Raw genomic sequence first — 23,922 nt, forward strand, 5'->3', positions numbered from 1 at the left:
CTATAGTTAGGGTACTTCATTTACAACAACTTATCTGGTGTAATTGGCAGGTCACGAATCCGTTTCCCTGTAGCATGATAAACTGCATTCGATATGGCAGCCGCTACGCCAACAATGGGAAGTTCTCCCAGGCTTTTAGTTCCTAGTGCATTCACATAAGCATCTTCTTCTTCAATAAATTGCACTTCCATATTTGGTATATCTGCATGAACGGGAATTAAGTAGTCTGAAAGATTGGCACTAACTATTCTGCCTTGATTAGCATCCATTACGGTTTTTTCCATCAATGCCATGCCAATTCCCCAAGTAATGCCACCAACAACTTGACTGCGTGCTGTCTTCAAGTTGAGAATTCGCCCTACACTATAAACGCCTACGCAACGTCTGATTTTGATTTCTCCCAAAAGTTCATCAACGGCGACTTCTACAAAGATGGCGCCAAAAGAATGTTTGGCGTATTTTTTACTCTCTGGGTTGGGTGAGGTTTGTTCTGTGACTTCTAAACTTTCTAATCCCTGACGGCGCAGAATCTCGGTGTAGCTGTCTCGCTGAGATGGGTTTTGTTTTAAAAATATTTGCCCTGAGTCAACTGTAATATCTTCTACTTGAGATCGATACAGAGGGGAATTTGGATCTACGATCGCCATTTCAATTATTCTATCCCGTGCGGCGATCGCTGCTTTATGCACCGCCGGAGAAACACTGCCGACTGTAATTGAATTGCCTGTAACAGGTGCTTTAGGGTAATTGCTATCACCTAGTTGAAACTGCACTGGCAAGCCTAATGCCTCAGCAGCTACCTGACTCATGACTGTATAAGTGCCTGTACCGATGTCTTGAGTTCCAGTTTGGACTTTGACTTCTCCAGTGGCAAAAATTTCGACTTTCACCGATGCTGAACCAGAGTTGCTGGGAAATGTCGCACTCGCCATTCCCCAACCAATCAAAAAATCACCTTCTCGCATGGAACGCTTAACTGGGTTGCGTTGTGACCAGCCAAAAATCTCTGCCCCTTTTTGATAACATTGTTTTAGGGATTTACTCGACCAAGGTAATCCTGTATGGGGATCGATATCTGCATGATTTCTCAGTCTGAATTCAATAGGGTCAATATTTAAGGCAGATGCTAGTTCATCAATTCCTGACTCTAGGGCAAACATTCCTGGTGCTTCTCCCGGCCCGCGCATAAAGGTTGGTGTGCCGGCATTGATGCGTCCCAAACGATATTTCACTTCCAAATTTTCACAAGCGTACATCATCGTTGTTGGCGCACCAACGGGTTCCACAAAGTCATCGAATTGAGATGTTAAGGATGTGCCGGTGTGAGTAATGACTGTTAGTTTACCTTCTTTGGTTGCGCCTAACGTTAGATGTTGTTGAGTTTCGGAACGGTAGCCGCAACTAGTATACATTTGCGATCGCTCTAAAGCAACTTTCACTGGTCGGTTAACTCGTTTGGCAGCGATCGCTGCGAGAATAGTATGAGACCTGAGCAGTGCTTTACAACCAAATCCTCCACCTAAATATTTGGAGATGACGCGGACATTTTCCTGGGGAATATTCAGAACAGATGCGATGCCTCGTTGGGTTGCAGAAATGCCTTGGGTGGTTTCATATAATATCAAATTATCCCCCTCCCACATCGCTATAGTTGCAGAAGGTTCTAGGGGATTATGATGTTCCATCGGTGTGGTATAAACTTGCTGCACGAGAATATCTGCTTGTGCTTTCCCTGATTCTATATCTCCTCTGGTAATTTTACCTGGCATGATGCCAAAAAATATTGTTTCCGGCTCAAATATCTCTGCCTGTGCCAATGTCATTGTTGGCGGTACTGCTTCGTAGACAATTTTGACTAAAGCAGCGGCGGTTTGGGCTTGTTCTAAAGTTTGAGCAACTACAATTCCCAGGTGTTGACCATTGTAGTAGATGTTATCGTCTTTCTGGGTTGGCTGAGTTTCTTGGCGAGAAAAGAAGGGTATTTTAATTAACGATGGTGTTTGCTCATAAGTAATGATATCTATGACACCAGCAACAGCTTTGGCGGTGGATGTATCTATTTCAATAATTTTGCCATTAGCGATCGTACTTTGAAAAATTACGCCATAAGTTAAATTCTCTATGGGGGCGTCAGCTGTATATGCTGCTTCTCCCGTTACTTTCAATCTACCATCAACGCGATCTACCGATTTACCAATAATTTTACTCATATCATTGCTTTCCCTTTGCTGAAAAATTAAATTTGGTAGAGGTTTACATAAAATTGTGGCAAATTAAACTTTGAAATTTAAACCCATCAGTATACAAAAATTTGTTATACCAATTCTCTGTAAACTTGCACTGAATAGTCACTCTTTTACTCGCAACCAGACTAGAATTGTCTTTCTTTGCGGTACGTTCAATAAAAATTAAGCTAGCTTAATACGGTGGTGCTGATAAACTCCTAACCTCTAAGCGAAGCATTAAAATCAGGCTGAAGTTTTATATAGCCTCATACATAGGACTACTATAGGACTAGTATTTGATTTTTGAAATTACTCGTAGAGGCAGGGAACAGGCAATAGGCAATAGTAAAAAGACAGGTCAACCTGTACTGGCTTTTTTCACGTAATCAAATATTAGTCCTATATTTGATTACCTCAAAAACTCGCCCTGAACTTGAAAAGCGTGATTCCTTAGTCCCTACTCCCACTTCCTGCTTAAATAGATAAGTTAAAAACTTAAAGCGGATTAGTATATAGAATTTGTATAAAAAATTATAGTTAAGAATTAATCATAGTTTGCAAAATTAATGGGTTTCTTATATCATGCTGCATATTGTAATCAATTGTGCCAAACTCCACTTGTAACATCAGGCGGTCTTGAGTAATTGGAGTAGTACCTTTGTGAAAACAAAACGGATCTTCAGCAAAGCCAAACCCTGCTTTGCCATAAATAGTCACTAATGATTTTGGTTGATAATAGCTAATAATCTCTTCATCAGTTTCACATTTAGGTAATAATAAATGTGAAAGTTTTTTCTGCTTGTGGCTGCCTCTAACACAAACGTGAGGTCCACCTGACGCATCAACATCTGTTAAATAAAAGAAAAATTTTAAAAATCGATAATCATCGATATCGTAGTGAAACATTTGAAATGTTTTCATCTTTTCAAAATTTGTTGTATCTCCTGCAAAAGTCCACCATAATTGATTAGATAAATGTACAGGTTTACACTCTAAATGCTGAGCAGCTATTGTCAATAGTTTAGGATCGTTTTGCAGCCTTTTAATAGCAGGGCAGAGTAAAGCTGTATTAAAATAGCCAGCTAATTTAAATATTTGACGATAATGCTTTTCTGCCGATTCTTTCTGATGATAAAAGAAGCCTAAATTTGGTTTATAATAACCATAGCAAGCATGAGAATGAGCAAAATTAGTTATTTCTTTGACTATTTCTTTTGGAAGATTAATACCCAAATAAAAGGCATTTTTATTCAGACTATTAACTACTACATCGACATCAATATCTGGAAATAAACTAGAGTTGTTATTTACATTTTTTTGATAAACATATTTATTTTTACGATTAAAAAAATCTCTGGTCAATCTTCCAATACGGAATCTAGAAACTTTACGCATTAACAACCAACGAGGGTTTTTAGTTAAACCTATATAATTTTCATAACAAATATTATATGGCAAGGGAAATTTCTCTTTGATTTTTTTTAGCATTATAAAAAAATATTACGAGTAAATATCTAGTAAATAGTTGTAAATTATTTTTCAAGTTAATACTAAAGTTTTACTTTCATCAACTTAATAGTTACTTAAATAATACTTCTATCTAATGTAAAACCAATTAATTAGAAAGCGAGGTAACTCGAACTCAAAGTTTTTGCTGCTGTAAAAAAAGCTTATGTATTTTCGCGCAGCAATTAGCTCATACCTGAAGACTTCGGCACTCAAAAAACATGTCTATAATTAAGTCCTCAAATTTACTTACAAAGACAATTCAGGGCTTGACAGCGAATACTCATCACTACTGAAATATCCTCTTAAGTTCTCGATCGGCTAATTGAGGGATAACAAATTTTTAACAGTAGTACCACTTTATCAGCTAGTTTTTTGCTTTACAATCGATGAGACAAATATTACAACCTAAATCATAGCCAATTAGTGATCTTGGTCACATTACAATTGTGACTAATATCACACTTACAATTATAATTGCTCTTTGATATCAAGTCGGGCTAATTAGTTATAATTCCCGAATCTATGCACAAAGCCCGAAAATCCCTCTCCTTTGACCGTCTACGGTCTTAATCAGAAGTCTTTAACGGGATACAATAAAGTGGTCATCAGAACCACATACAGCAGATTGCAGCTTGGTGAAGTAGAGATCATCGTAGGGCGACAATATTATTACCCCTATCCGTGTACTTCATTTACCTGAAAAACACTGTAACTGAACTCCAGACTTGAAAAACTTAAGCAGTAGTGTTACTCAACCCGCACAAGAAGTTGAAAGCCCACGAATTAAAACGCGTTTGACTAATTCAATTTTGAATTCATTGTGTGTTTGCGGTTTGGCTTCTTTAATTGCAAGTTCGCCTGCGGCTGTGAATGTAGCTGTATTGATTACTTTTTCTTTAAGAAATTCCTCAACTTCCCATACACGCCAAGGTTTAGGTGCCACTCCTCCAAAAGCGATGCGTGCTGATTTGATAATATTTTGTTCTATTTGTAAAGCAATAGCTACGGAAACAAGAGCAAATTCATAACTAGCCCGATCTCTAACTTTTAAATAATGAGATTTATATGCAAAATCTGGAATTTCAATAGCAACAATTAACTCTCCAGGCTGTAATAAAGTTTCTGTTTGTGGTGTTTCACCTGGCAAAAGATAAAAATCATGAATTGAAATTCGCCGTATTTTTTCCGCGCTTTGAATACAAATAACTGCATCTAATACCGTCAAAGCTACAGCTAAATCTGAAGGATGAACGGCGATACAATGTTCGCTAGCCCCAAAAATAGCGTGCATCCGATTGTAGCCTGTAATTGCCGCACAACCTCTACCTGGAGTGCGTTTATTACAAGGAAAAACTGGGTCACGGAAATATCCACAACGAACTCTTTGCAGTAAATTACCGCCGACAGTTGCCACATTTCGCAATTGCGGTGAAGCACTTTGTAGCAAAGCTTGGGTAATCACCGGATAACACTCTTGAATTTGGGGGTGAAAAGCTACATCACTCAATCTACAGATTGCACCAATGCGAATTCCATGAATTTGAAATTCAATATTTCCTAGTGGTAAACTATTAATATCAATTAATGTATTCGCTACTTGTACCCCATCTTTCATCAATCCCAATAAATCAGTACCACCAGCAATAAATTCCGCATTTTTGTCTTGTTTAATTGTGGCGATCGCTGCTGCTTGGGAAAAAACTTTAGCATAACTAAATGGTTGCATCTTTCATTTCCTCTAGGACATCCTGAATCGCTGCAATAATATTCGGATATGCACCACAACGGCAAAGGTTTCCACTCATCTTCTCTCGAATTTCTGCTTCAGATTTTGGCATTTCTTCTAATATCATCCCTACGGCAGAGATAATTTGCCCTGATGTGCAGTATCCACATTGAAAAGCATCATGGGTAATAAAAGCTGTTTGTAGAGGGTGGAGTTTGTCATCTTCTGCCAATCCCTCTATAGTAGTAATTGCAGCGCCGATGTGCATTACTGCCAATGTCATACAAGAGTTAATTCGCCGATTATTAACTAATACAGTACATGCACCACATTCACCGCGATCGCAAGCTTTTTTTGTACCCATTAAACCCAGTTTTTCCCGTAGTGCATCGAGTAAAGTTACGCGAGGTTCTAACTTGAGTGGGTAGGACAAATTATTGACATTTAGCGATAATTCTACTTCCTCTGAACTCAATATTTTAAATTCTTTGGTAAAAGAGTTTGAAGTGATTGCAGCTAAGGAATTTTCTTCCATATTTCGTGCCGATGCTAATAATTACATAATTACTTTCAGCAAAACAGTGCTGAGTCGCAAACGAGAATTATTACTCAGTACTCAGCACTGTTTTGTTAACGGTAATGTTCCAGAAAATAGGCTAAATAGTCAATTTAGAGGTGTTTTTGATAATATTCCTCTATGCCACCTACAGCTTTTAATAATGGCGAATCTAACGGTTCAATCCAATCCGCCACTTCACGAGCTAGACCAAGAGTTGAGACTCCTCCTGATGGTTCGAGTTGACCATTGAGTGCCTTACTTTTAATAGATTGTAAGGCATTAATGACGTTATTTAAACGTGGGTAAGACTCAGATTGCTTGTCTTTGATCATCTGTTCGCTAATTTCAGAAGCTCGATCGATTAGCTTGATAAATTCTTGTGTGTTGGTTTCCATAAATTTTACGGGCAGCTAAACTTTTCTACAACGATATTTCCTGCGTCAGACCATTTGATATTCGCATCTTTTGAATCTTTAATAAATGTTTGTTGACCACCACCTGGATAGCATTCTTTAGGAGTTTGAGGGCCGACAATGCCTTGATAAGTTAGGGTTCCTGCTGGCAAAGTTACTGTTAGTATTTGAGTGGCTTGATTACCCCATTCTTGATTGAGAGCTAGATTCTTGATTACTTCTACATTCGTGTTATATTTATCAGCTGTTAAATATCTGCCGTATTTGTTGTTACTGCTACTATAGTAGCGATAAAAAGTTTGGGGTTGCTCTAGTTTAACTTCCTTACACTCTGAATTGAGAAAGGTAATAGCAATATCAGCTGGCAGAGGGCATGAAGGACTAACTTCTTGGGCAAGGACTTCTGGTGGATTTATAACACGCGGCAATGAAGTGACTGAAAAACTCACAAAGCTTAAACCAATAAATATGGAAGCTGATTTAAATTTCATACAAACTCCTGTTCGGAATCATTTTTGAATACAAAAATAATACAGCAAGCTTTGTACCTGATATTAGGTTTTTTGAACAATGAAGGTCGATTTTGCGAAATTTACTGCCAAAATCGAGGTAAGGATATTGCATTTGAGTTTGTCAGATTGACAAAAATCCTATGTGTGTCCAATTTTTGTTACCACTAGCAACCGCAGGACAGATGATAACTGATTAGAACGCCAATTCAGAGTTGATTCTTCTGGAAGATTGACTAAAAAAGTATTTAGGAGTCAGAATAACGGCTGTAAGTCTGCTTCAAATGTCAGGTTGGGGAGCAAGCGGATTTATCGGTGGGGATATCCTAAATTCTGAATTCTGACTTCTATTATGAACAAAAATCTAACTCAGAAATTCTCTAAACCGATAGTAGAAAAAGTTGCGATCGTTGGCGCTGGGCCAGGCGGTTTGGCTACTGCCATAGCACTTCAAAGCCAAGGTGTTGACGTTCAAGTGTACGAAAAAGCACAAGAATTTCGTCCGGCTGGAACCGGACTAGGACTGGCTCCTAATGGGTTGAATTTTCTAGATGCGATCGCACCGGGAATAGTCGAAACCCTCAAAAGCTCAGGATGCCAAGTTAACCACACAGTTTTAAAGAATATTCACAAAGAAACAATCCGGACTAGTCAAACTAAATATTTAGAGCAATACGGACAACCATTATTGACTATTTGGTGGTATCATTTACAACAAATTTTAGCATCCAGACTGCCATCTGACATTATTCACCTCAATCATCGTTGTATCAGCTTTGACCAAGATGAGAACGGTGTCAAGATTTATTTTGATGGTCAAAAACCAGTATATGCGGATTTGCTAATTGGTGCTGATGGTGTCAACTCCGTAATTAGAGAATCTTTATTTGCTGAGGGTAAGCCTAATTATATTGGTAGTATGTGTTGGCGTGGCGTCATCAAGTACCACCACGAGTTATTTAACGACTATGAACTCGTTTTTGTCATAGGTAATAAACAGTTCATGTACATTCAGAATGTGGGAGGCGGCTATACCAGTTGGATTAGTCGCAAGTTTTCGCCTGATTACTCTCTTTCTCAGAATGCCGATGAGGTTAAATCTCGCATTCTCCAGGAATTAGCGGATTGGGACGAATCCTTTCGGGTGGTGGTGGAAGCGACACCTGCCGAGCAAATCTTGGAAGGGCCGATTTGCGATCGCCCACCGTTAACCCACTGGAGTCAAGGGAGAGTCACTCTCTTAGGTGATGCCGCCCATCCAATGGCACCAGCTATGAGCCAAGGAGCTAATAGCACTTTTGAAGATGCATACGAATTGGCAGAGTGTTTTTCCCACTCAGCTACTCTCGAAGAAGCCCTAACTAGCTACGAACAGCGGCGCATCGAGCGCACAAAAATTATTCAAGCTCGTAGTGCTGTGGGTGAAATGCGCTACTACGACGACACATTTACGTCTCCTAGTCAATCACCGCAGCGGCAAATGACGCTGAATGATGATTTTCACAAATGGGTGTACAGTTACAAGCCAACTGTAGTGAGTTAAATTTTTAGTCTGCTAAAAAAACAAATCATAATACTCCCCGTACCTCATACCATTTCACTTTAAAATCGATACAAATAGGCAGCAGAGGGGCAGGGAGCGGGGAGAAAGAATTTAAAGACTAATCATTTGTATCAGAATTTTCGTGAATTGGTATCAAGTACGGGGAGTATTTAGCTAATGATTGCGGCTATTGGGATCTAGCTGCAAGCTTGCAGACATGCCTCAAAATTTATGGATTCTGAGAAATGCCTGTGTAATTACGCAACAATTTCAAAGTCCATAGCGAGTACCAGAGTTGAACACAAAGCGATTTCAAACTCTCGCAACAAGAGGTTTTCAAGCCTCTTGCCTGTTTGCTGCTATAAAAAGCAAAAGAGGGAGATAAACTCCCTCAATTAATAAGGCAATGATTTAGTTACAAATAGTCAACAATTACAGACGCGCTGTTGGTAACATCGCTATTGGGTTAACAGCACCCTTGCCTGATGGATGAATTTCAAAGTGGGTGTGTGGCCCAGTGCTGTGACCAGTGCTACCCATCAGAGCAATTGTTTCTCCCTGACTCACCTGCTGACCAGCTTGCACCAGAATCTTGCTGTTGTGAGCATAGCGAGTCGTGGTGCCATCAGGATGGCGGATTTCAACGAGGTTACCGTAACCGCCGTTGTTCCAGCCAGCTTTTTCCACGACCCCCTCAGCAGAGGAGAAAACGGGTGTGCCTGTGGAATTAGCAATATCAATTCCTTTGTGCATTCTTCCCCAGCGCCAGCCATAGCCAGAGGTGAGAGTGCCCTTTGCCGGCCATTGGTAAGCTACGGATGAACTAGATGGAGGGGGTGTTGTTTCATCAATCACTCTAGGTAAATATTGATCCACTGCTGCCAAAGGTGGTATTGTCTGTGGAGCAACTGTAGTTCCGCGCAACTTGCCTAAGGAATCCGAAGCATTTACTGGTCTAGGAGGCGTTGCAACTCTGGTGCCAGATGGATTGCGAGGGGGAGTCCACTGACCAGCAGATCCTAGATTGGGTAAGAACTCTGGATTTATTGGCTCGTTAGCGGGTATGGTGGCACGGAATTGGGGCTTAATTGGTTGAGCGTAGTTAGCTCTAATAGGTGTCGGAACCGGAATTGGTATCGCTACGTTATTCGGCCGAGACACGGAGTTCGGTACAGGGAAATTATTCGGGGTAGAAACAGGAGTGAGTCTCGCAGCAGTGTTGCTTTCAGTAGCTGCGGTTGGCACTACTAAGTTCCCAGACTGTTGAGCGCGATATTTCTGCTGTAACCTCTGGATTTCTGCTTGTAAGCCCCGTAGACGGTCATTATTGTTATTGTTACCCCTAGCTACCCTATTTGTTGATTTGTCAGGCTGCTGGATTTCAACAAAGGCTCTTGGTACTGGGGTTTCACCACCCACGCCATAAGCTCTAGGAGCGATAGGAGCTGTTTGCAGGTCCATCGGACTATTTGTCTGAAGCTGGTTGTTCGCAGTTACCGGTGTAGGGACGGTAACGCTACTGTTGTCAGCAATAATTGACGATTGTGAATTGGGTAGATATGAGTTAGCACTACCAATGGTTACAGAGGAAGTGGCTTTGGAAGTATTAGTAGACTCTACAAAACTGGGTCTAGTCGCTACAGCTACCTCAACTTGAGCAGTTGGAATAATCAGCTTTTGACTGATTTGCAGTTGATTGGGATTATTGAGGTTATTTGCTTTAACTAGTTCTGATACAGATGTATTGTATCTGCTGGCGATCGCCGCTAGCGTATCTCCAGGCTTAACTTCGTAGGCTGTTCTGGTCGAGGACGCAATCAACGTTGTTGGTGTAGTTGATGCAATTCTGTCTTCTGTCTTCTGTTTTAACCTCGATATCAGCTTGGCTTGGCTAGCATCGCCAGAAGTCTCTGACTGCGCTAACACAGTCTTCTCAACTACAGTATTCCCAATACCAGTTTGTGATAAATTTTCCGTTTCTCCAGACCGGAATTGTGCCAGACTCTTTCTTAAACGGTTCGATTTTTCTTGTAAGCGATTTAGCGCAAACTCTTGTTGTGCCTTAAGTTGTGCATTTATTTCACTGCTGGCTGTCCCAGATGTTGCCACTGTTTGTGGTACAGCTAATGGCAATACATTTGTACTACCAACAACACCATCAGCAATGGGATCGGATAGCTTGTTGACTGTTGGAAAGCTAGTCTCAGCTAAGTTATTGTTCGATCCCTGTGCTAATTTGGGCTTCGAGTTAGTGAGATTTTTCTCAACTGGTGTTGCTTGGGAAAAAGTTTCTGATGCAGGAACTTGTAAAGACGTTCCACTGGCCGCGACTTGCCATTTAGCTTCAAGCCCTGGCAACTGTGAGACTGCTGTTGGTTCCACGACAACAGGATTTTCCGGCACGCTCGGTAATGAGATTGCTTGGGATTCCAGCTTGGTGGAGGCAAATTTTACCTCAGTATCACGAACAGCAGGGATGGTTGAGGTTGCCTTTTGGCTGCCTACAGGCACCGCTGCTTGGGCTTGATCGCTTTGTCGAGTCACCAAAAGACTGGTTGCTCCCATAGAGATTGCCAAGCCAATCATGGCGGCTTTTGTCCGCACCCGACGGTTAACTTTTGGATTATTTAAATTTAGTTGCTCTACCGGGGCATCATCGCTGCTGGGGTTATTTTTCAACACAGCTTTCACTCTCTTTTTCAATGCTCGTTTCAAAGACGACCTCCTATGATCACTAGCGCTTAACTGACCTCGACTTTTCAGCTGGATATCTAGTCAATGATTTAGATCACAACGAACGATAGATCGAGATCACATTCACCAGAGATGCTTACGCAAGATTAACCTGCTTCTCTGATTTAGACAAGTTCACATGTGTTAGCAAAACTTAAAAATTGCTGTGTTTACTTGTCCGAACCACTCCTCACACCATTTAGGACGTTTTCTTTTTTCCCTTTATCCGCGCCTGTCTTGCGTCAATCGCGGGGACTTGGCAAATAGTTTTGTCAAGTCCATAGTCGCTGCCAGGAATTAAATTGCTGCGACTTTTGGAAAAGCGATGGCCCCTGCTGTAGATATTTTCAAGATATTTCTACACAATCCGTCTTCCCAACACGAGACTTTACGTTGATTATTCCCTAAAAAACAACCGTATTAACTATCGGCTAATTTTGGGGGCAATCTTAGGGACATTCGAGCAAAAATAGCCCAAATGCGCTATATGACTGAGTTTTAGGTCATTTGTTCCCCAATATGGAATGCTGCAAATTCATCAAAATCTATCATTCAAATTTGGCATTATCCCGAATTTTATATACAAATTTCTTATAATAAGCCTACCCCTCTTGTAAGTATCTTCCACTACAATTTGTGCAAAAACACAATTTTTGGTGTATTTTTTGACATTTATTCTGCCGTAACCCGCAAAATTTTTGCTGCCACAAATCACTCATCTGATTGGTTTTTGGAAAATAGTTAAGTAGATATACTTATAATAAATTAAGTACACAACTATTGTAAATACCCTAACTGACGATGGGTTTCAAACAAACCGATTGCCACACTCACTGACAGATTCAAGCTACGAACCCCAGGCTGGCTCATCGGAATATACAGAGTAGCGTCACAATAGGACAAAACTTCTAGTGGTAAACCAGTGGTTTCACTACCAAATAGCAACCAATCATCGGCTTGAAACTGAAAACTGACATAATTAATTTTTCCGGCAACGCTATAACCCAAGCATCTGCCTCCACGCTTGTGATGTAATGTTTTAAAGGCTTCTAAGGATTCGTGATAGTGCAGTTTGACATAAGGCCAGTAATCTAAGCCAGCTCTTTTGAGGTAGCGATCGCTAATTTCAAACCCCAAAGGTCCCACCAAATGTAACTCCGTATCCGTAGCTGCACAAGTACGAGCAATGTTACCTGTATTAGGAGGAATTTGCGGGTTAACTAAAACTACCTGAGGCATTATCCGTATAATTTACGTATTGTATAAAATAATCTCTTGCTAATATAAAATCTACCAAAAGGCAGAGGCTATTCATAGGTTTTGTTAATAATAATCAAGCATTCACCATCGATTAGATTTTTAAAACGAAGTGCAAACCCTCTCAGAACAGTACCTGAGAGCATATTTGGCTGAAATCAGTAAATATTAAATTTTATGTAAAGTAAGTGGTCGTTTGTGTGTTTTCGAGCAAGTATTGTCTGCTCAAAAATCTACCATTTGTTTGAAGACAGCTGTGGATTGGGCATCGGGGATTGGGAGTGTTGACTGTTGAGTTAGGAGTCATTCATTCTCCTTGTCTCCTTGTCCCCTTGTCTCCCCAATCCCCAATCGCTAAAACCTTCGGCTAGGCCAGTAGAGAGGAACACAATTTATCTTCGAGTTCGATTTCCCGTTCCTGGGTGGCAGTAATAGCCTGGGTGATGACGCACTGGCTGTCAAAACCGACTCTGTGTAGCTGTAACCACTGTTGGGCTTCATTGCCTTCGCGGAGGATTTTGTGCAAAGGTGAAAGGAAACAGCTAAAGCCTTGTTGTTTAGCGATCGCCCAAACATCTTTGTAAATTTGAGCAATCCAATCTCTAGCTGTGATACTTCTGCCATCTTGCCAATGGGTTAGCTGAGCATCAAGACTAGTGGTAGCAGCAGCAGTTTCGTTCTCAGCAGTCAGAGTAACGAGTTCTTCGGGAGAAAAGGCACTTTGAATTAATGGGTCAATGCTAGGATTTTCGATTATTTGTAACAGACGCGCTTCTAATAAGGCAGTAATCGCTAGTAAGGCGATGGGATCTGTGACTAAATCGCAAATTCGCAATTCTAGCCGATTTAGGTCGTAGGGACGCTGATCGCCATTTGGTCGCACTGATGCCCATAAATGCCTCACATTTTGCATTGTTCCAGCAGCAAGTTGATTTTCCACCCACTGGATATGATCGGCGTGACTGGCAAATAACGGCACATGGCTAGGGGTTTGCGGGAACAGACCCCAACGGGTAGAGTGATAACCAGTAGCTTTGCCATCCAAAAATGGAGATGAGGCACTCAGGGCTAAAAATAAAGGTGCTTCTAAACGAATCACCCGACACGCCCGCATTAATATTTCTGGGTCGCTAATACCTATGTTGATATGTACGCTAGCGGTGACTACCTTTGTGCCGTAGCTTTGCTCGATGTAGTCATGGTAGGGATTGGCTGGATCGGAACGTACAAAGCGATCGCTCCCACCCAAAGACAAAGTACTCCCCGGTATTAGGGTGTAATTGCCCAACCGATTGAGGTAGTTTCGCAGCATCCGCCTGGGACGCAGTAGGGCACATAATAAATTCTCGTAATTAGCCGATGGCTGGGTTATGTATTCCACGTTGCGGCTATCTGGCTCCCGAACAAATCCATCCAAAGCTGCAACAATTTTGTCGGAGAGACCAACGATTTCACCTTGAGGCGTGCCAGTATACATCTCAATCTCAAAGCCTTTCAATAAGACCACCTTGTTCTCCTTGGCTCTCTCAGCCTATAAATTGTATCGAATTAGACGAATCTCTGGATCTATCTTTAATCCAATCAAAGGTTAAGAATCATTGAATCGCCAATTCATCCAAAATCAGGACGACAAATTGTCAGGTTATCCTCTGGAAAGTTACTAATATTATTTAAGTATTAAATATATCCTAATTTATCTACGCATTATATAGTTATAGATCGTCCGTGTTGACTCAATTGCCTTACTTAAAACAATTAGCGTAGACTAAATACACTTTGAGTTATGGAGTTTTTTATTAGACATCGGCTGCTAGTTAGACACAAAAAGATATACCTTTAGCAATACCTTAGCGAATTTACAGTTGTCGTTTTGAGAGACAAGAACTCTACTACGGCAGCCCTATCTCTTAATACTCTTTTTTTGGCTAAGGTATTGTATGGTTAATCCCTTTCTTTGTCTTTCCCTGTTCTTATAACAATCCCTCCGATTCTGCGAATTTACGCAAACGCGGTAGACATTGACGCTGATAAAAACTGCTCAATGTCGGAATTGACAGCCCGAATTCCTCAGACAAGTCTCTCCAGCTAACTTCCGGGGGTAGGCGTTTAAGAATTAATACCTGACAATTCACATCTGGACGCCCTTTGATGTAAGTACGGCGTAGTTCTCCATCAGAGTCTGTCTTAGCCCAATTCTCCAAGTCTTCTAGAATTGGAGGTGCTTCGGGGGTAGCGGGCAGATTATCTACAGGATCGATGGTTTCACTTGTTCCGCCAGATGTAGACTGACGAATTCTCAGAGGGACTGTTGTGGCTTGTTCCCGGTTTTGATTCAGGTAAAAATCTTGTAGCCTCCGTTTTAGGTAAGCATTCAGCCAAGTGATCGGCGTACCATAAGCGGGGTCATATTTTTGACCTGTCAAACCTTCACAAACATTACGGCAGAAATACAACCAAGTTTGTTGTAGTGCGTCTTGATAGTAGGGAGTACTTTCCCTCCAGAGTCTACTTGCTGTCAAACGAATAATCTGTGTGAGCAGCTTCTGACGCTGAGGGCTTCCAGGTGGGTATCCACAGGCTTCGGTAACTAAGCGGCGTAGCTGTTCATCGAATTGAACCATGACAATCTTGAGGAACAAAGCAAGAATATCTTAGTATTGCGTATAACAACGCCTTAGAAAATTACCTTTCATCAAGAATTTAGGGCATAGGGTATGAGGATGAGGGAGATGGGGAAAAGGAGAATAACCCCTCACTCCTAACTGCTCACTCCTAACTCCTTACTCACTACTCAGCACTCCTAATGCCCAATCTTTTTAAGATAATCCGAACCAAGACAGTAAATTTTCCCACCAAGATAATCTCAGATTACTTACACTCAGTTTCATTTTGTTACGAATGTCTTGGATATTCCAGTTGGTTAGTTTAGCTAGAGTTTGCGCTTCTTGTTCAAAACGCTTGGGCAAAGAACGCTTATATTCTCTACCCGCCCGACATTTGAGTTCTCCTTGGAAGGGATGTTGCAAAACATAACGCCCTTGGAAAGATTCACGGTTACCAGTTTGTTGGAATATCAGGTCTTCGGGGAATTTGTCGCGAGTGTAGCGGACATGCAACCGAGAGATGAAGACATTACTGCTAGGAAAGGGACGACGAAAGTTCGGAGGGACAGGCACATTACTTCCAGAATTATCATCTAACCAAAATACACCTGCTTGCTTGAGTTCTTCTGTGGTTAGGGGATCGGCAGAACAGGGATCGCAATTACTCATGTCCCAAGCGTATTCCAAAAAACCAACTTTCTTGTTTTCTTTGGTGTAGGTAGTTTGAAACATAGATTTGTAAAATTCACCAAATTCATTTTTCACAAATAAGGGAATATTGGCATCGGAGGGGATTTTCACCGTTCGGTAATTAGTGATTTCTGCCTGTCCTTCGGGCGAGAGGACGTAAACAATTAAATCCTGCTCTGTGGTGGCATTAATCATACCCAAACGAATTGGCAGCATGAATCTGGGTGACTGGTAAGAAATTTGTAGCGGGCGAAGGAACTCGTAGCCAGATTTCTCGAATTTATCTAAGTTGACTTTAGCAACAAAGAATTTCATTGAGGAGCGGATGTAGGGTTTAAGTAACTGTTTCGCCCCTCTAGGAATTTTATAGCCATTGCGTTGCAGCCAAGTTTCCAGTCCGCCAGATTCTTTAGCACTGAGAATTACGATGTCATATTCACCGACGTTAAAACGTGCTTCTACCGTCACACCCAAACTAGCATCACCTCTGGCCCTACCTGACTCATTGCTGGCTGCTGGTGCTGGTGCTGCTAGTGGTCGGTCATACTCGTAAACTGGGGCACAAGGATCTGAGTCGAAGTATTCTACTAACCGCGGCGCACTAAACGCATCCAAGCGTTCGATAATTTTGGGTTCAGCAACGCGAACTTGCTCTTTTTGCAGCACCGTTGGTACTGGTACCACCATTGCAAAATATTTGACATCGCCCTGAAAATCATTTGCCATTGTTAGGACGGTGCGATCGCCATTCCGCGCCATTACCACCTGAGATGCTTTGTTATAGAGTTTTGTATCAGCTTTCGCCACATAAAATCCACAAAATGCCCAAGCTGCTGGCGCAAAGCAGAAAAAAACTACAATTGCCAATAATAATGGCGTCAAAAGTCGAAAAAATCTCATTTTATACCTCTGTATTTTGAAGTTAGGAGTTAGCAGTAGAGACGCGATTAACCGCGTCTGTACAAGAGTTAGCAGTAGAGACGCGATTAATCGCGTCTGTACAAGAGTTAGCAGTAGAGACGCGATTAATCGCGTCTGTACAAGAGTTAGGAGTTAGGAGTGAGGAGCTATGAGAATTCTCGCCATCTTCCTTATCCGCCTCATCTCCCGTTTGCCAAAAAAACCTTGGCGCTGACCACAGAAAATCTATCAGAATGGTCAATGGTGCAAGGATAAACAGTGCCCAGAAAACTGCGGTGGAAATAAAGAAATAATTTCGCAGGATAAAAGTTAATCCGGCAATGCAGATTGCCCAAATGACACGCCCGATTCGAGAATTGGGGATTGATCGCGGATCGGTGATCATAAATAGAGCGAACAACAGCAAAGATCCGCTCATCAATCGATGCCAGTAAACATCCCAAGTCCAACCCAGCCAGAGATTACGAATCCCTTCTAGTAGGGAGTATGCACCCAAAAAAGCTGCTGTCGTGTCCCAGCGACCAATTCGTTGCAAAACCATACCGCCAGTACCGGCAAATACTAGTCCATACCACCACTCTTCACCCCACTGTCCTGGTGAAACCCAAGCATCGCGAGTGAAAATCAAGGCACAAATAATGCCAAAATTACCGGGATTAAAGAAATGTTTATCGCCGACTCGAAAGATAAATTTGCTGGCGATCGCACTTGCTACGGCTATTACCATTGTTGTCCAATGGTCAGCCCGCAACAGCAAACTGAGTCCCAAAGAGGTAATTAGGGCACTGCGAAGATTTAGGCTTTGTTTTATGTTGTCCGCCAATGACCAATGATTAATGACAAATGACAACATTAATTGAGTTGAAAGACTTGTGGCGATCGCTACTGCAATCAATTCTGGTCGCAGTGTCCAGTCTCGTGTACCGATTCCCAACACTAGGAACAAGCCGAGAAATAGTATTTGGTAGTCTCGTATATCTTTGAGCAACATTACCCGTTTATTCAGGGATTCCCCGTAGATTTCTCATCAATTTAGACGAGTGTTAGCTCAAATAACATTGCCGTTACAGATTTTGTTACAAAATAAAGTAGTTGAGTCTTTGAACTCCCAAGTTTCGAGTTTTTATAGACTACCATTTAACCAAATATGCTTTATCGCCAGAAGCGTAGGCGTAGCCGGTCGCAGACATCGCAATTTCGCCAGCAACACCTACAAAAAGTTGTCAGCAGCAAAAAAACGCAAAATGCAACTAGCTCCCCTGTTCCCAATTTTCTATCGTATTCTCCAGCCGAGTTTTCCTAATTGCCTTTGGGTTGGCAATCCGTATTCTAAAGCGATCGCTTTGACATTTGATGATGGGCCTCATCCGCAATATACACCGGAAGTTTTGGCAGTTTTAGACCGCTACAAAATTAAAGCAAGTTTTTTTTGGTTGGGTGTTTGCGTCAACCGTTCGCCAGCCGTTGCCAAAGCTGTTAGCGATCGCGGACACTGGATCGGATTGCATGGTTACGATCATCGCTCTTTTCCCATGCTTTCCCCAAATGAACTTAACGAGAGTTTAGAAAAAACTCAAGTTGCCATCTATGATGCTTGCAATCTGCAACCCGAACAAGTACGGGATGTCCGCCCGCCCAATGGTTTATTTACACCTGCTACTTTAAAATTATTTTTTCAGTGGAATTACCGCCCAGTGATGTGGAGTGTTGTACCAGAAGATTGGGTGCGACCAGGCGTCACCACCGTGGTCAAGCGAGTTATGCAGCAAGTGAAAAATGGTTCGCTGATTGTCTTGCATGATGGTGTTTGTGGTGGACAAGATGTTGCTGCCATAATCGAAATTCTCATTCCTCAATTGCTACAACAAGGCTATGAGTTTGTAACTGTTGATACTCTATGGCAACGGTAAAAAATCTTTGATGAATACAATAGACCTCTTGCAAAAGTAACTTTTGCAAGAGGGGGGAAAGGGAAAAGGTTAAAGGGAAAAGGGTTTTTATTAGCCCTTTCCCCTTTACCCCTTACCCTTTACCCCTTACCCTTTTCCCCACTTCTGCAAGAAGTCTAATTTTGTGCTAGTTAACAGTAGTTACTACTATTAAAGGATGTTTGAAATAATTCGTAATTGAATTAGTTGATGATTTAAACCACAACTAATTCAATTACAAATTCAAATTTAAATCTATTTTCTAGCTGGGAATATCAACCTTTAGTAGCTAATATTCCCGCTAGTTTTGTTAATTCCTACAGTTGATTTGTGGCTAAAAAAGCTTCGACTTCGGCGGCTGTGGGTTGAGAAGCGATCGCACCTGCTTTAATGGTAGTCAGTGCTCCAACAGCACTAGCATAAGTAACAATGCGTTTTGCCGTTTCTGCATCCCGCAAGCTGTGGATACCATACTGCTTTAGCTGGTGGATAAATCCTGCTAAAAAGCTATCCCCTGCACCAGTTGTATCAACTACAGGAATGGAAAATGAGGGTAACTTGCCTTCGTTTTCACCTAAACAGTAAGTGCAACCATTTTCTCCATCTGTTACTAATACTCCTTCAATAGAAGCCAGACGGTAAGTTATGGCTCCCGGATCTGCGGTTTCAAATAGCCATTCAGCTTCTTCTTTAGAGAGTTTGAGGAAATCAACTTTATTAAATAATTCTGGAATTTTTTGATGAGCGATGTTTGGATCGTGCCAAAATACAGGACGCCAGTTGACATCCAGAATAATTTTCAGGTCGTATTGTTCTGCTAGTTCTAGGGCACGGTAAACTGCCTGTTCGCTTTCAGGATAGGCTAATTCCAAAGTACCCAAAACTAAAAAATCTGCCTCTTGAAACAGTGAATCTGGCAATTGCTTGGCTTGCAGGCGAGTATCAGCAAATTCAGAGGTATCATACTGACCAAATCCAGCGAAAGTGCGATCGCCACTCAGATCCCGCGTAACATAAACTTGCCGCGTTGGTGCTGTGGGATGGCGTTGTACCCCTGTTGTCTCTACACCCACATCTTGTAATAGCTTCACCAGTGCATTTCCTGGTTCATCTTCACCAACAGCGCCAATAAAGGCCGTTGGCGTCCCCAGTTTGACTAAAGCACAGGCTACGTTAGCTGGTGCCCCTCCTGGGTAGGGAGTCCAGGATTTTACTTCTTCCAGCTTTAGCCCCAATTGATCGGCTAAACAATCAAACAAAATTTCACCAAGGCACAAAACACGGGGATTGCTCATTTCATTTTAGATTTTAGGTTTCGATTTTGGATTACGAATTTCCAGTATAAAATCTACAATAATTGTTGCTAATCTGTCGCCAGTCCTTCATACAATTAAATAGCAATTTTTACTACTCCGATAACATATATATGCCCCTAATATATATTTTATTTGTTACAGTAATTCCACTATATTTACTATATAAATATGCTATATTTTTTACATCTGCACTTTGTTGGTTAAATTCCTGGCAATTTGAAATCGAAAGAAAATATTGACAATCGTATTACTGCTAACACTTGAAACCCCTACCAACAAAAGAATCCTCTAGAATTAGAAAGAGTGATTAAGTACATATACCAAGGGAGGATAGAAATAGTCATGGCTGGTGGCAAGTCTGAGACCCCTGTTAGTCTGTCAGACAGAGAGCTGCAAATTATCGACTTAGTGGCCGCTGGCTTAACTAACCAAGAGATTGCAGTCAAACTGGAAATTAGCAAGCGTACAGTTGATAACCATATCAGTAACATTCTCACCAAGACCGAGACAGAAAATCGAGTAGCTCTTGTTCGCTGGGCTTTACAGTGGGGCAAAGTCTGTTTGAACGATGTCAATTGCTGTTCTCTACCTAAGCAGATCGAATAAACAATTGACTCGTTGTAACACGGTTTATCCGGTGTAGTATGCTAAGCCAATATTGAGTTTTACTCATTACTCCTCTCCTCACACATTTCTTACAGTGTGAACACTCTACCAAAAGCTCCGAGTCCTTGACTCAGCAGGAATTTATGTTGGTGCAGCCAGCTGACCCTCTGGACTCGGAAACTGTAAAGATCGGAATTGCTTAACATTAGGGACTGGGGACTAATGACTGGGGAATAGGGAATACGGAATAAATATTTAGGAATACTTTCCCAATCCCCAATCCCCAATCCCCAATCCCCAATCCCCAATCCCCAATAACAAAAATTAGCAACAATTCAGTGGTGCAAGCGCTACATTTGAAAGAAATCTATGTTGCTCCATCGGCTTGGAGAACAGTGTTCCGATGAATACTTCTGCTTCTTTTCAAGGTGGCTCGTTTCCCTTGGAATTTTTTAACTTTGATTGGACGACACCTCTATCGGGGAAAGTTCCAACTTCAGAATCCCAACCCTCAGACTTTCCATATTCCACACAAGATGCTGACTTACTTAGGCAATTGTCGTTCATTCCAGGGTTGAAAGAAATTTTGATGCTGCGGCAAGTTCACGCCCTAGAACATGCCACTGTTTGGGTTCTGAGCGAATCAAATAATGCATACCACACCACAGGAGAACCCAATAAAGTTCAACTAGATAACGAACTATTAGGCGGTCTGTCTACGGAGCAGGGATTCTACCTGTATGGTGAAGTAAATATCAGTGATTTGCGCCGTGCAGTCGCACTTGCCCGACATCGCATCACCACTGGAGAATGGGATTTGGCTGTACATCCTCGTTGTGGCACAAATTTATCAGTAGCAATGCTCTTAACCGCTGGATTAGCTGTGGGTGTACATCTGTTGCTACCATTCCGACCAATCGAGCAACTTGTAGGTTTGGGGTTAGCCGCAACGACAGCCGCTGAACTCGCACCTGATTTAGGTTCTATGGCACAGCGTTACTTAACAACTGCCATTCCTTTTAACCTAGCAATTGAAAACATTATCCGTACACGCGACCTTTGGGGGCGTGAGGCACATTTTGTAAAGCTAAACTGGCAAGAATGAAGAGAGCAGAGGGGCACGTGGAGAGAGAGGGGGAGAGATTTCTTCCCCATCCTCGCACACCTCCCATGCCCCCTGCCTCTTCCCATGCCCAATGCCCAATTCTAAAAAAAATTATGAGAAAACTTTACTTCTTGCTTCCTGGTACAGATGGGAAATTTGCCTGTGGTGGTCTTTGGGCAGAGTTAAAAACAGTTAATCTGGTTCAGCAGGTTTGTAGTGCTGATGTTGTAACTTATCGTCAACGGGAAAAAGGTAAGCTTTTCATTGATGATTTGCTTCAAGAAAAAAATCTCAATGATGTCATTTTTGTGATTAATTGGGGATTTGATGTAGCTCAACTTGTTCCTAAACTGAAGCAATACAATGTTGTTTACCACGCCCATAGTGCAGGTTATTCCTTCAGCTTACCTGCGAGTATTCCGATTGTTACTGTTAGTCGCTATACAATGGGATATTGGGGAGAAAAATCACCCAACTCTTTGATTTATTATTTACCTAATCAAATTTCTGATGGCTTTCAAAATGTAGGTCTAGAACGAGATATTGATGTTTTAGTTCAGGCTCGCAAATCTTCTGAGTATTTAATCAAAGAATTGATTCCAGCGTTAAAAAAACGTTGTAACGTATTCGTTGTTGATTCATATATAGAGGATTTACCTGCACTATTTAACCGGGCTAAGGTTTACCTCTATGATTCGGCTGAGTACTGGGCACAACAGTATGTTAGTGAAGGATTTGGTCTGCAACCAATGGAAGCCCTTGCCTGTGGATGTCAAGTATTTTCTAGTGTCAATGGTGGATTGTCGGATTACTTAGATCCTGGGTTTAATTGCTATAAAATTGCTGGATATTCACAAGAATATGATGTGCAACGTATTCTGAAAGTGGTAAATTCTCCAGAAGCGTTTAACTTGGATGAAGAATTTTTCGCTGAGTATCGATCTGAAAATATTCTTAAACGTTTACAAGTGATTCTGGATGAATTAAATGTTTTTTTTGACCACAAAATACACCAACCATCTAATATTAAAAGCTTGACGAAAATACGTATGACTAAATTATTTGTGCAGAGGATATATGGTAAGCTAAGAAAAAAATATTTTAAGTTGAAATAAACTAACCGCAGAGGCGCTGAGAACACAGAGATAAGAGAGGAAATTGGATGAGTAGGCGATTATTGGTGACTGGGGGGGCGGGGTTTATTGGAGCAAATTTTGTACATCATTGGTGTCAGGTTTATCCAGATGACAGGGTGGTGGTATTGGATGCTCTTACTTATGCAGGGAATCGGTTGAATTTAGCGCCCTTTGAGGGAAAAGAAAATTTTCGGTTTGTGCAGGGGGATATTTGCGATCGCCCCCTCATAGATCAGTTATTATCAACCGAAAATATTGATACCATCGCCCATTTTGCTGCCGAATCTCATGTCGATCGCTCGATTATAGGCCCTGCTGCTTTTGTGCAAACTAATGTGGTAGGAACTTTCACTCTGTTAGAAGCTTTTCGCCAACATTGGGAAACGCAAGCACAGCCATCTGATTATCGTTTTTTGCACGTTTCTACTGATGAAGTCTACGGTAGTTTAGGCCCAGATGATGCAGGTTTTTCTGAAACTACAGCCTACGCTCCCAATAGCCCCTATTCAGCTTCTAAAGCTGGTAGTGACCATTTAGTGCGTGCTTATTACCATACATATAAACTGCCGACAATTATTACAAATTGTTCTAATAATTATGGCTCGTATCAGTTTCCGGAAAAGCTGATTCCCCTAATGTGTATCAACACTTTGATTGGTAAGCCATTACCTGTTTATGGCGACGGGAAAAATGTACGGGATTGGCTTTATGTCGGCGATCATTGTCGGGCTTTAGATGTAGTAATTAATCAGGGAAAGCCAGGGGAAACATACAATATTGGTGGCAATAATGAGGTAGAAAATATTAACCTTGTAGAACTTTTATGTCAAATGATGGATGAACTAGCACCTGATTTACCAGTGCGTCCAGCAAAGCAGTTAATTACTTTTGTCAAGGATAGACCTGGACACGATCGAAGATATGCAATTGACGCGAATAAGATTAAAACTGAGCTTGGTTGGACGCCTTCGGTAACAATTGCTGAAGGTTTACGTTTAACTGTTGAGTGGTATCTCACTCATCGTGATTGGTGGGAACCTCTGTTATCTGCGGAATATCAAGTTTATTATCGCAAAAACTATTCTGTAAAATGACTTCTCAAATCTCAATCCTTTGAATCAGGTACATCGGTAGGGGCGCACA

General features: G+C 41.5%; 19 protein-coding genes. 6 read left to right on the top strand and 13 right to left on the bottom strand.

Annotation, left to right across the window (positions count from 1 at the left end; genetic code table 11):
- Nucleotides 1-20: 20 nt before the first annotated feature.
- The 6 genes from ACM0OY_RS08960 to ACM0OY_RS08985 form a co-directional block, all read right to left on the bottom strand.
- Complete coding sequence (locus ACM0OY_RS08960; RefSeq protein WP_414568517.1) at nt 21-2,210, bottom strand: xanthine dehydrogenase family protein molybdopterin-binding subunit; 2,190 nt, start codon at nt 2,208-2,210, stop codon at nt 21-23.
- A gap of 552 nt (nt 2,211-2,762) precedes the next feature.
- The gene (locus ACM0OY_RS08965) at nt 2,763-3,713 is read right to left on the bottom strand and encodes a hypothetical protein (RefSeq protein WP_414568518.1); all 951 of its coding nucleotides are present in this window, start codon (nt 3,711-3,713) and stop codon (nt 2,763-2,765) included.
- A gap of 772 nt (nt 3,714-4,485) precedes the next feature.
- The gene (locus ACM0OY_RS08970; protein ID WP_414568519.1) at nt 4,486-5,460 is read right to left on the bottom strand and encodes an FAD binding domain-containing protein; all 975 of its coding nucleotides are present in this window, start codon (nt 5,458-5,460) and stop codon (nt 4,486-4,488) included.
- Nucleotides 5,447-5,995 (bottom strand): (2Fe-2S)-binding protein, encoded by a 549-nt coding sequence (locus ACM0OY_RS08975; RefSeq protein WP_414568520.1) that lies wholly within the window; start codon nt 5,993-5,995, stop codon nt 5,447-5,449. The genes ACM0OY_RS08970 and ACM0OY_RS08975 overlap by 14 nt, the downstream gene beginning before the upstream one ends.
- A 134-nt stretch (nt 5,996-6,129) precedes the next feature.
- Complete coding sequence (locus ACM0OY_RS08980) at nt 6,130-6,414, bottom strand: hypothetical protein (protein ID WP_414568521.1); 285 nt, start codon at nt 6,412-6,414, stop codon at nt 6,130-6,132.
- 5 nt (nt 6,415-6,419) lie between these two features.
- The gene (locus ACM0OY_RS08985) at nt 6,420-6,923 is read right to left on the bottom strand and encodes a hypothetical protein (RefSeq protein WP_414568522.1); all 504 of its coding nucleotides are present in this window, start codon (nt 6,921-6,923) and stop codon (nt 6,420-6,422) included.
- A 370-nt stretch (nt 6,924-7,293) separates the two neighbouring features.
- Between ACM0OY_RS08985 and ACM0OY_RS08990 the strand changes: the two genes are divergently transcribed.
- Nucleotides 7,294-8,484 (top strand): FAD-dependent oxidoreductase, encoded by a 1,191-nt coding sequence (locus tag ACM0OY_RS08990; RefSeq protein ID WP_414568523.1) that lies wholly within the window; start codon nt 7,294-7,296, stop codon nt 8,482-8,484.
- A 432-nt stretch (nt 8,485-8,916) separates the two neighbouring features.
- On the opposite strand, the gene ACM0OY_RS08995 is transcribed toward ACM0OY_RS08990, so the two are convergent.
- The 6 genes from ACM0OY_RS08995 to ACM0OY_RS09020 form a co-directional block, all read right to left on the bottom strand.
- Entirely contained in the window at nt 8,917-11,166 is a 2,250-nt protein-coding gene (locus tag ACM0OY_RS08995; RefSeq protein ID WP_414568524.1) for a peptidoglycan DD-metalloendopeptidase family protein, read from the bottom strand.
- 828 nt (nt 11,167-11,994) lie between these two features.
- Entirely contained in the window at nt 11,995-12,456 is a 462-nt protein-coding gene (locus ACM0OY_RS09000; protein ID WP_414568525.1) for a tRNA (cytidine(34)-2'-O)-methyltransferase, read from the bottom strand.
- Nucleotides 12,457-12,841: 385 nt separating this feature from the next.
- Nucleotides 12,842-13,981, bottom strand: a complete 1,140-nt coding sequence (gene gshA / locus ACM0OY_RS09005) for a glutamate--cysteine ligase (RefSeq protein ID WP_414568526.1) — start codon at nt 13,979-13,981, stop codon at nt 12,842-12,844.
- A gap of 463 nt (nt 13,982-14,444) precedes the next feature.
- Complete coding sequence (locus tag ACM0OY_RS09010; RefSeq protein ID WP_414568527.1) at nt 14,445-15,095, bottom strand: sigma-70 family RNA polymerase sigma factor; 651 nt, start codon at nt 15,093-15,095, stop codon at nt 14,445-14,447.
- A gap of 195 nt (nt 15,096-15,290) precedes the next feature.
- Complete coding sequence (locus ACM0OY_RS09015; protein ID WP_414568528.1) at nt 15,291-16,667, bottom strand: DUF2330 domain-containing protein; 1,377 nt, start codon at nt 16,665-16,667, stop codon at nt 15,291-15,293.
- Between the two features lie 22 nt (nt 16,668-16,689).
- Nucleotides 16,690-17,679 carry an RnfABCDGE type electron transport complex subunit D gene (locus ACM0OY_RS09020; RefSeq protein ID WP_414568529.1) on the bottom strand — a complete coding sequence of 330 codons (990 nt, stop codon included), beginning with the start codon at nt 17,677-17,679 and terminating at the stop codon, nt 16,690-16,692.
- Nucleotides 17,680-17,932: 253 nt separating this feature from the next.
- Here ACM0OY_RS09020 and ACM0OY_RS09025 point away from each other — a divergent pair, with 253 nt between their 5' ends.
- Entirely contained in the window at nt 17,933-18,598 is a 666-nt protein-coding gene (locus ACM0OY_RS09025) for a polysaccharide deacetylase family protein (RefSeq protein WP_414568596.1), read from the top strand.
- A 335-nt stretch (nt 18,599-18,933) separates the two neighbouring features.
- Here ACM0OY_RS09025 and ACM0OY_RS09030 read toward each other — a convergent pair whose 3' ends face one another.
- Nucleotides 18,934-19,911: a carbohydrate kinase family protein gene (locus ACM0OY_RS09030; protein ID WP_414568530.1), complete on the bottom strand. Its 978-nt coding sequence runs from the start codon at nt 19,909-19,911 to the stop codon at nt 18,934-18,936.
- Between the two features lie 363 nt (nt 19,912-20,274).
- Here ACM0OY_RS09030 and ACM0OY_RS09035 point away from each other — a divergent pair, with 363 nt between their 5' ends.
- The 4 genes from ACM0OY_RS09035 (at nt 20,275) to rfbB (ending at nt 23,873) form a co-directional block, all read left to right on the top strand.
- Entirely contained in the window at nt 20,275-20,538 is a 264-nt protein-coding gene (locus tag ACM0OY_RS09035) for a helix-turn-helix domain-containing protein (RefSeq protein WP_414568597.1), read from the top strand.
- A gap of 403 nt (nt 20,539-20,941) precedes the next feature.
- The gene (locus ACM0OY_RS09040) at nt 20,942-21,643 is read left to right on the top strand and encodes a DUF6391 domain-containing protein (RefSeq protein ID WP_414568531.1); all 702 of its coding nucleotides are present in this window, start codon (nt 20,942-20,944) and stop codon (nt 21,641-21,643) included.
- A gap of 113 nt (nt 21,644-21,756) precedes the next feature.
- Nucleotides 21,757-22,758, top strand: coding sequence for a glycosyltransferase (locus ACM0OY_RS09045; protein ID WP_414568532.1), 1,002 nt, complete (start codon nt 21,757-21,759; stop codon nt 22,756-22,758).
- Between the two features lie 47 nt (nt 22,759-22,805).
- Nucleotides 22,806-23,873 carry a dTDP-glucose 4,6-dehydratase gene (gene rfbB, locus ACM0OY_RS09050; protein ID WP_414568533.1) on the top strand — a complete coding sequence of 356 codons (1,068 nt, stop codon included), beginning with the start codon at nt 22,806-22,808 and terminating at the stop codon, nt 23,871-23,873.
- The last annotated feature ends 49 nt before the right edge of the window (nt 23,874-23,922 follow it).

Source organism: Nostoc sp. CCY 9925 (assembly GCF_963920935.1).
Classification (GTDB): domain Bacteria; phylum Cyanobacteriota; class Cyanobacteriia; order Cyanobacteriales; family Nostocaceae; genus Nostoc.

Excerpts from the sequence above, each read along its gene's own strand:
- ACM0OY_RS08960 (WP_414568517.1), bottom strand. The coding sequence starts at position 2,210 with ATGAGTAAAATTATTGGTAAATCGGTAGATCGCGTTGATGGTAGATTG.
- ACM0OY_RS08965 (WP_414568518.1), bottom strand. The coding sequence starts at position 3,713 with ATGCTAAAAAAAATCAAAGAGAAATTTCCCTTGCCATATAATATTTGT.
- ACM0OY_RS08970 (WP_414568519.1), bottom strand. The coding sequence starts at position 5,460 with ATGCAACCATTTAGTTATGCTAAAGTTTTTTCCCAAGCAGCAGCGATC.
- ACM0OY_RS08975 (WP_414568520.1), bottom strand. The coding sequence starts at position 5,995 with ATGGAAGAAAATTCCTTAGCTGCAATCACTTCAAACTCTTTTACCAAA.
- ACM0OY_RS08980 (WP_414568521.1), bottom strand. The coding sequence starts at position 6,414 with ATGGAAACCAACACACAAGAATTTATCAAGCTAATCGATCGAGCTTCT.
- ACM0OY_RS08985 (WP_414568522.1), bottom strand. The coding sequence starts at position 6,923 with ATGAAATTTAAATCAGCTTCCATATTTATTGGTTTAAGCTTTGTGAGT.
- ACM0OY_RS08990 (WP_414568523.1), top strand. The coding sequence starts at position 7,294 with ATGAACAAAAATCTAACTCAGAAATTCTCTAAACCGATAGTAGAAAAA.
- ACM0OY_RS09000 (WP_414568525.1), bottom strand. The coding sequence starts at position 12,456 with ATGCCTCAGGTAGTTTTAGTTAACCCGCAAATTCCTCCTAATACAGGT.
- ACM0OY_RS09010 (WP_414568527.1), bottom strand. The coding sequence starts at position 15,095 with ATGGTTCAATTCGATGAACAGCTACGCCGCTTAGTTACCGAAGCCTGT.
- ACM0OY_RS09015 (WP_414568528.1), bottom strand. The coding sequence starts at position 16,667 with ATGAGATTTTTTCGACTTTTGACGCCATTATTATTGGCAATTGTAGTT.
- ACM0OY_RS09020 (WP_414568529.1), bottom strand. The coding sequence starts at position 17,679 with ATGTTGCTCAAAGATATACGAGACTACCAAATACTATTTCTCGGCTTG.
- ACM0OY_RS09025 (WP_414568596.1), top strand. The coding sequence starts at position 17,933 with ATGCAACTAGCTCCCCTGTTCCCAATTTTCTATCGTATTCTCCAGCCG.
- ACM0OY_RS09030 (WP_414568530.1), bottom strand. The coding sequence starts at position 19,911 with ATGAGCAATCCCCGTGTTTTGTGCCTTGGTGAAATTTTGTTTGATTGT.
- ACM0OY_RS09035 (WP_414568597.1), top strand. The coding sequence starts at position 20,275 with ATGGCTGGTGGCAAGTCTGAGACCCCTGTTAGTCTGTCAGACAGAGAG.
- ACM0OY_RS09040 (WP_414568531.1), top strand. The coding sequence starts at position 20,942 with ATGAATACTTCTGCTTCTTTTCAAGGTGGCTCGTTTCCCTTGGAATTT.
- ACM0OY_RS09045 (WP_414568532.1), top strand. The coding sequence starts at position 21,757 with ATGAGAAAACTTTACTTCTTGCTTCCTGGTACAGATGGGAAATTTGCC.
- rfbB (WP_414568533.1), top strand. The coding sequence starts at position 22,806 with ATGAGTAGGCGATTATTGGTGACTGGGGGGGCGGGGTTTATTGGAGCA.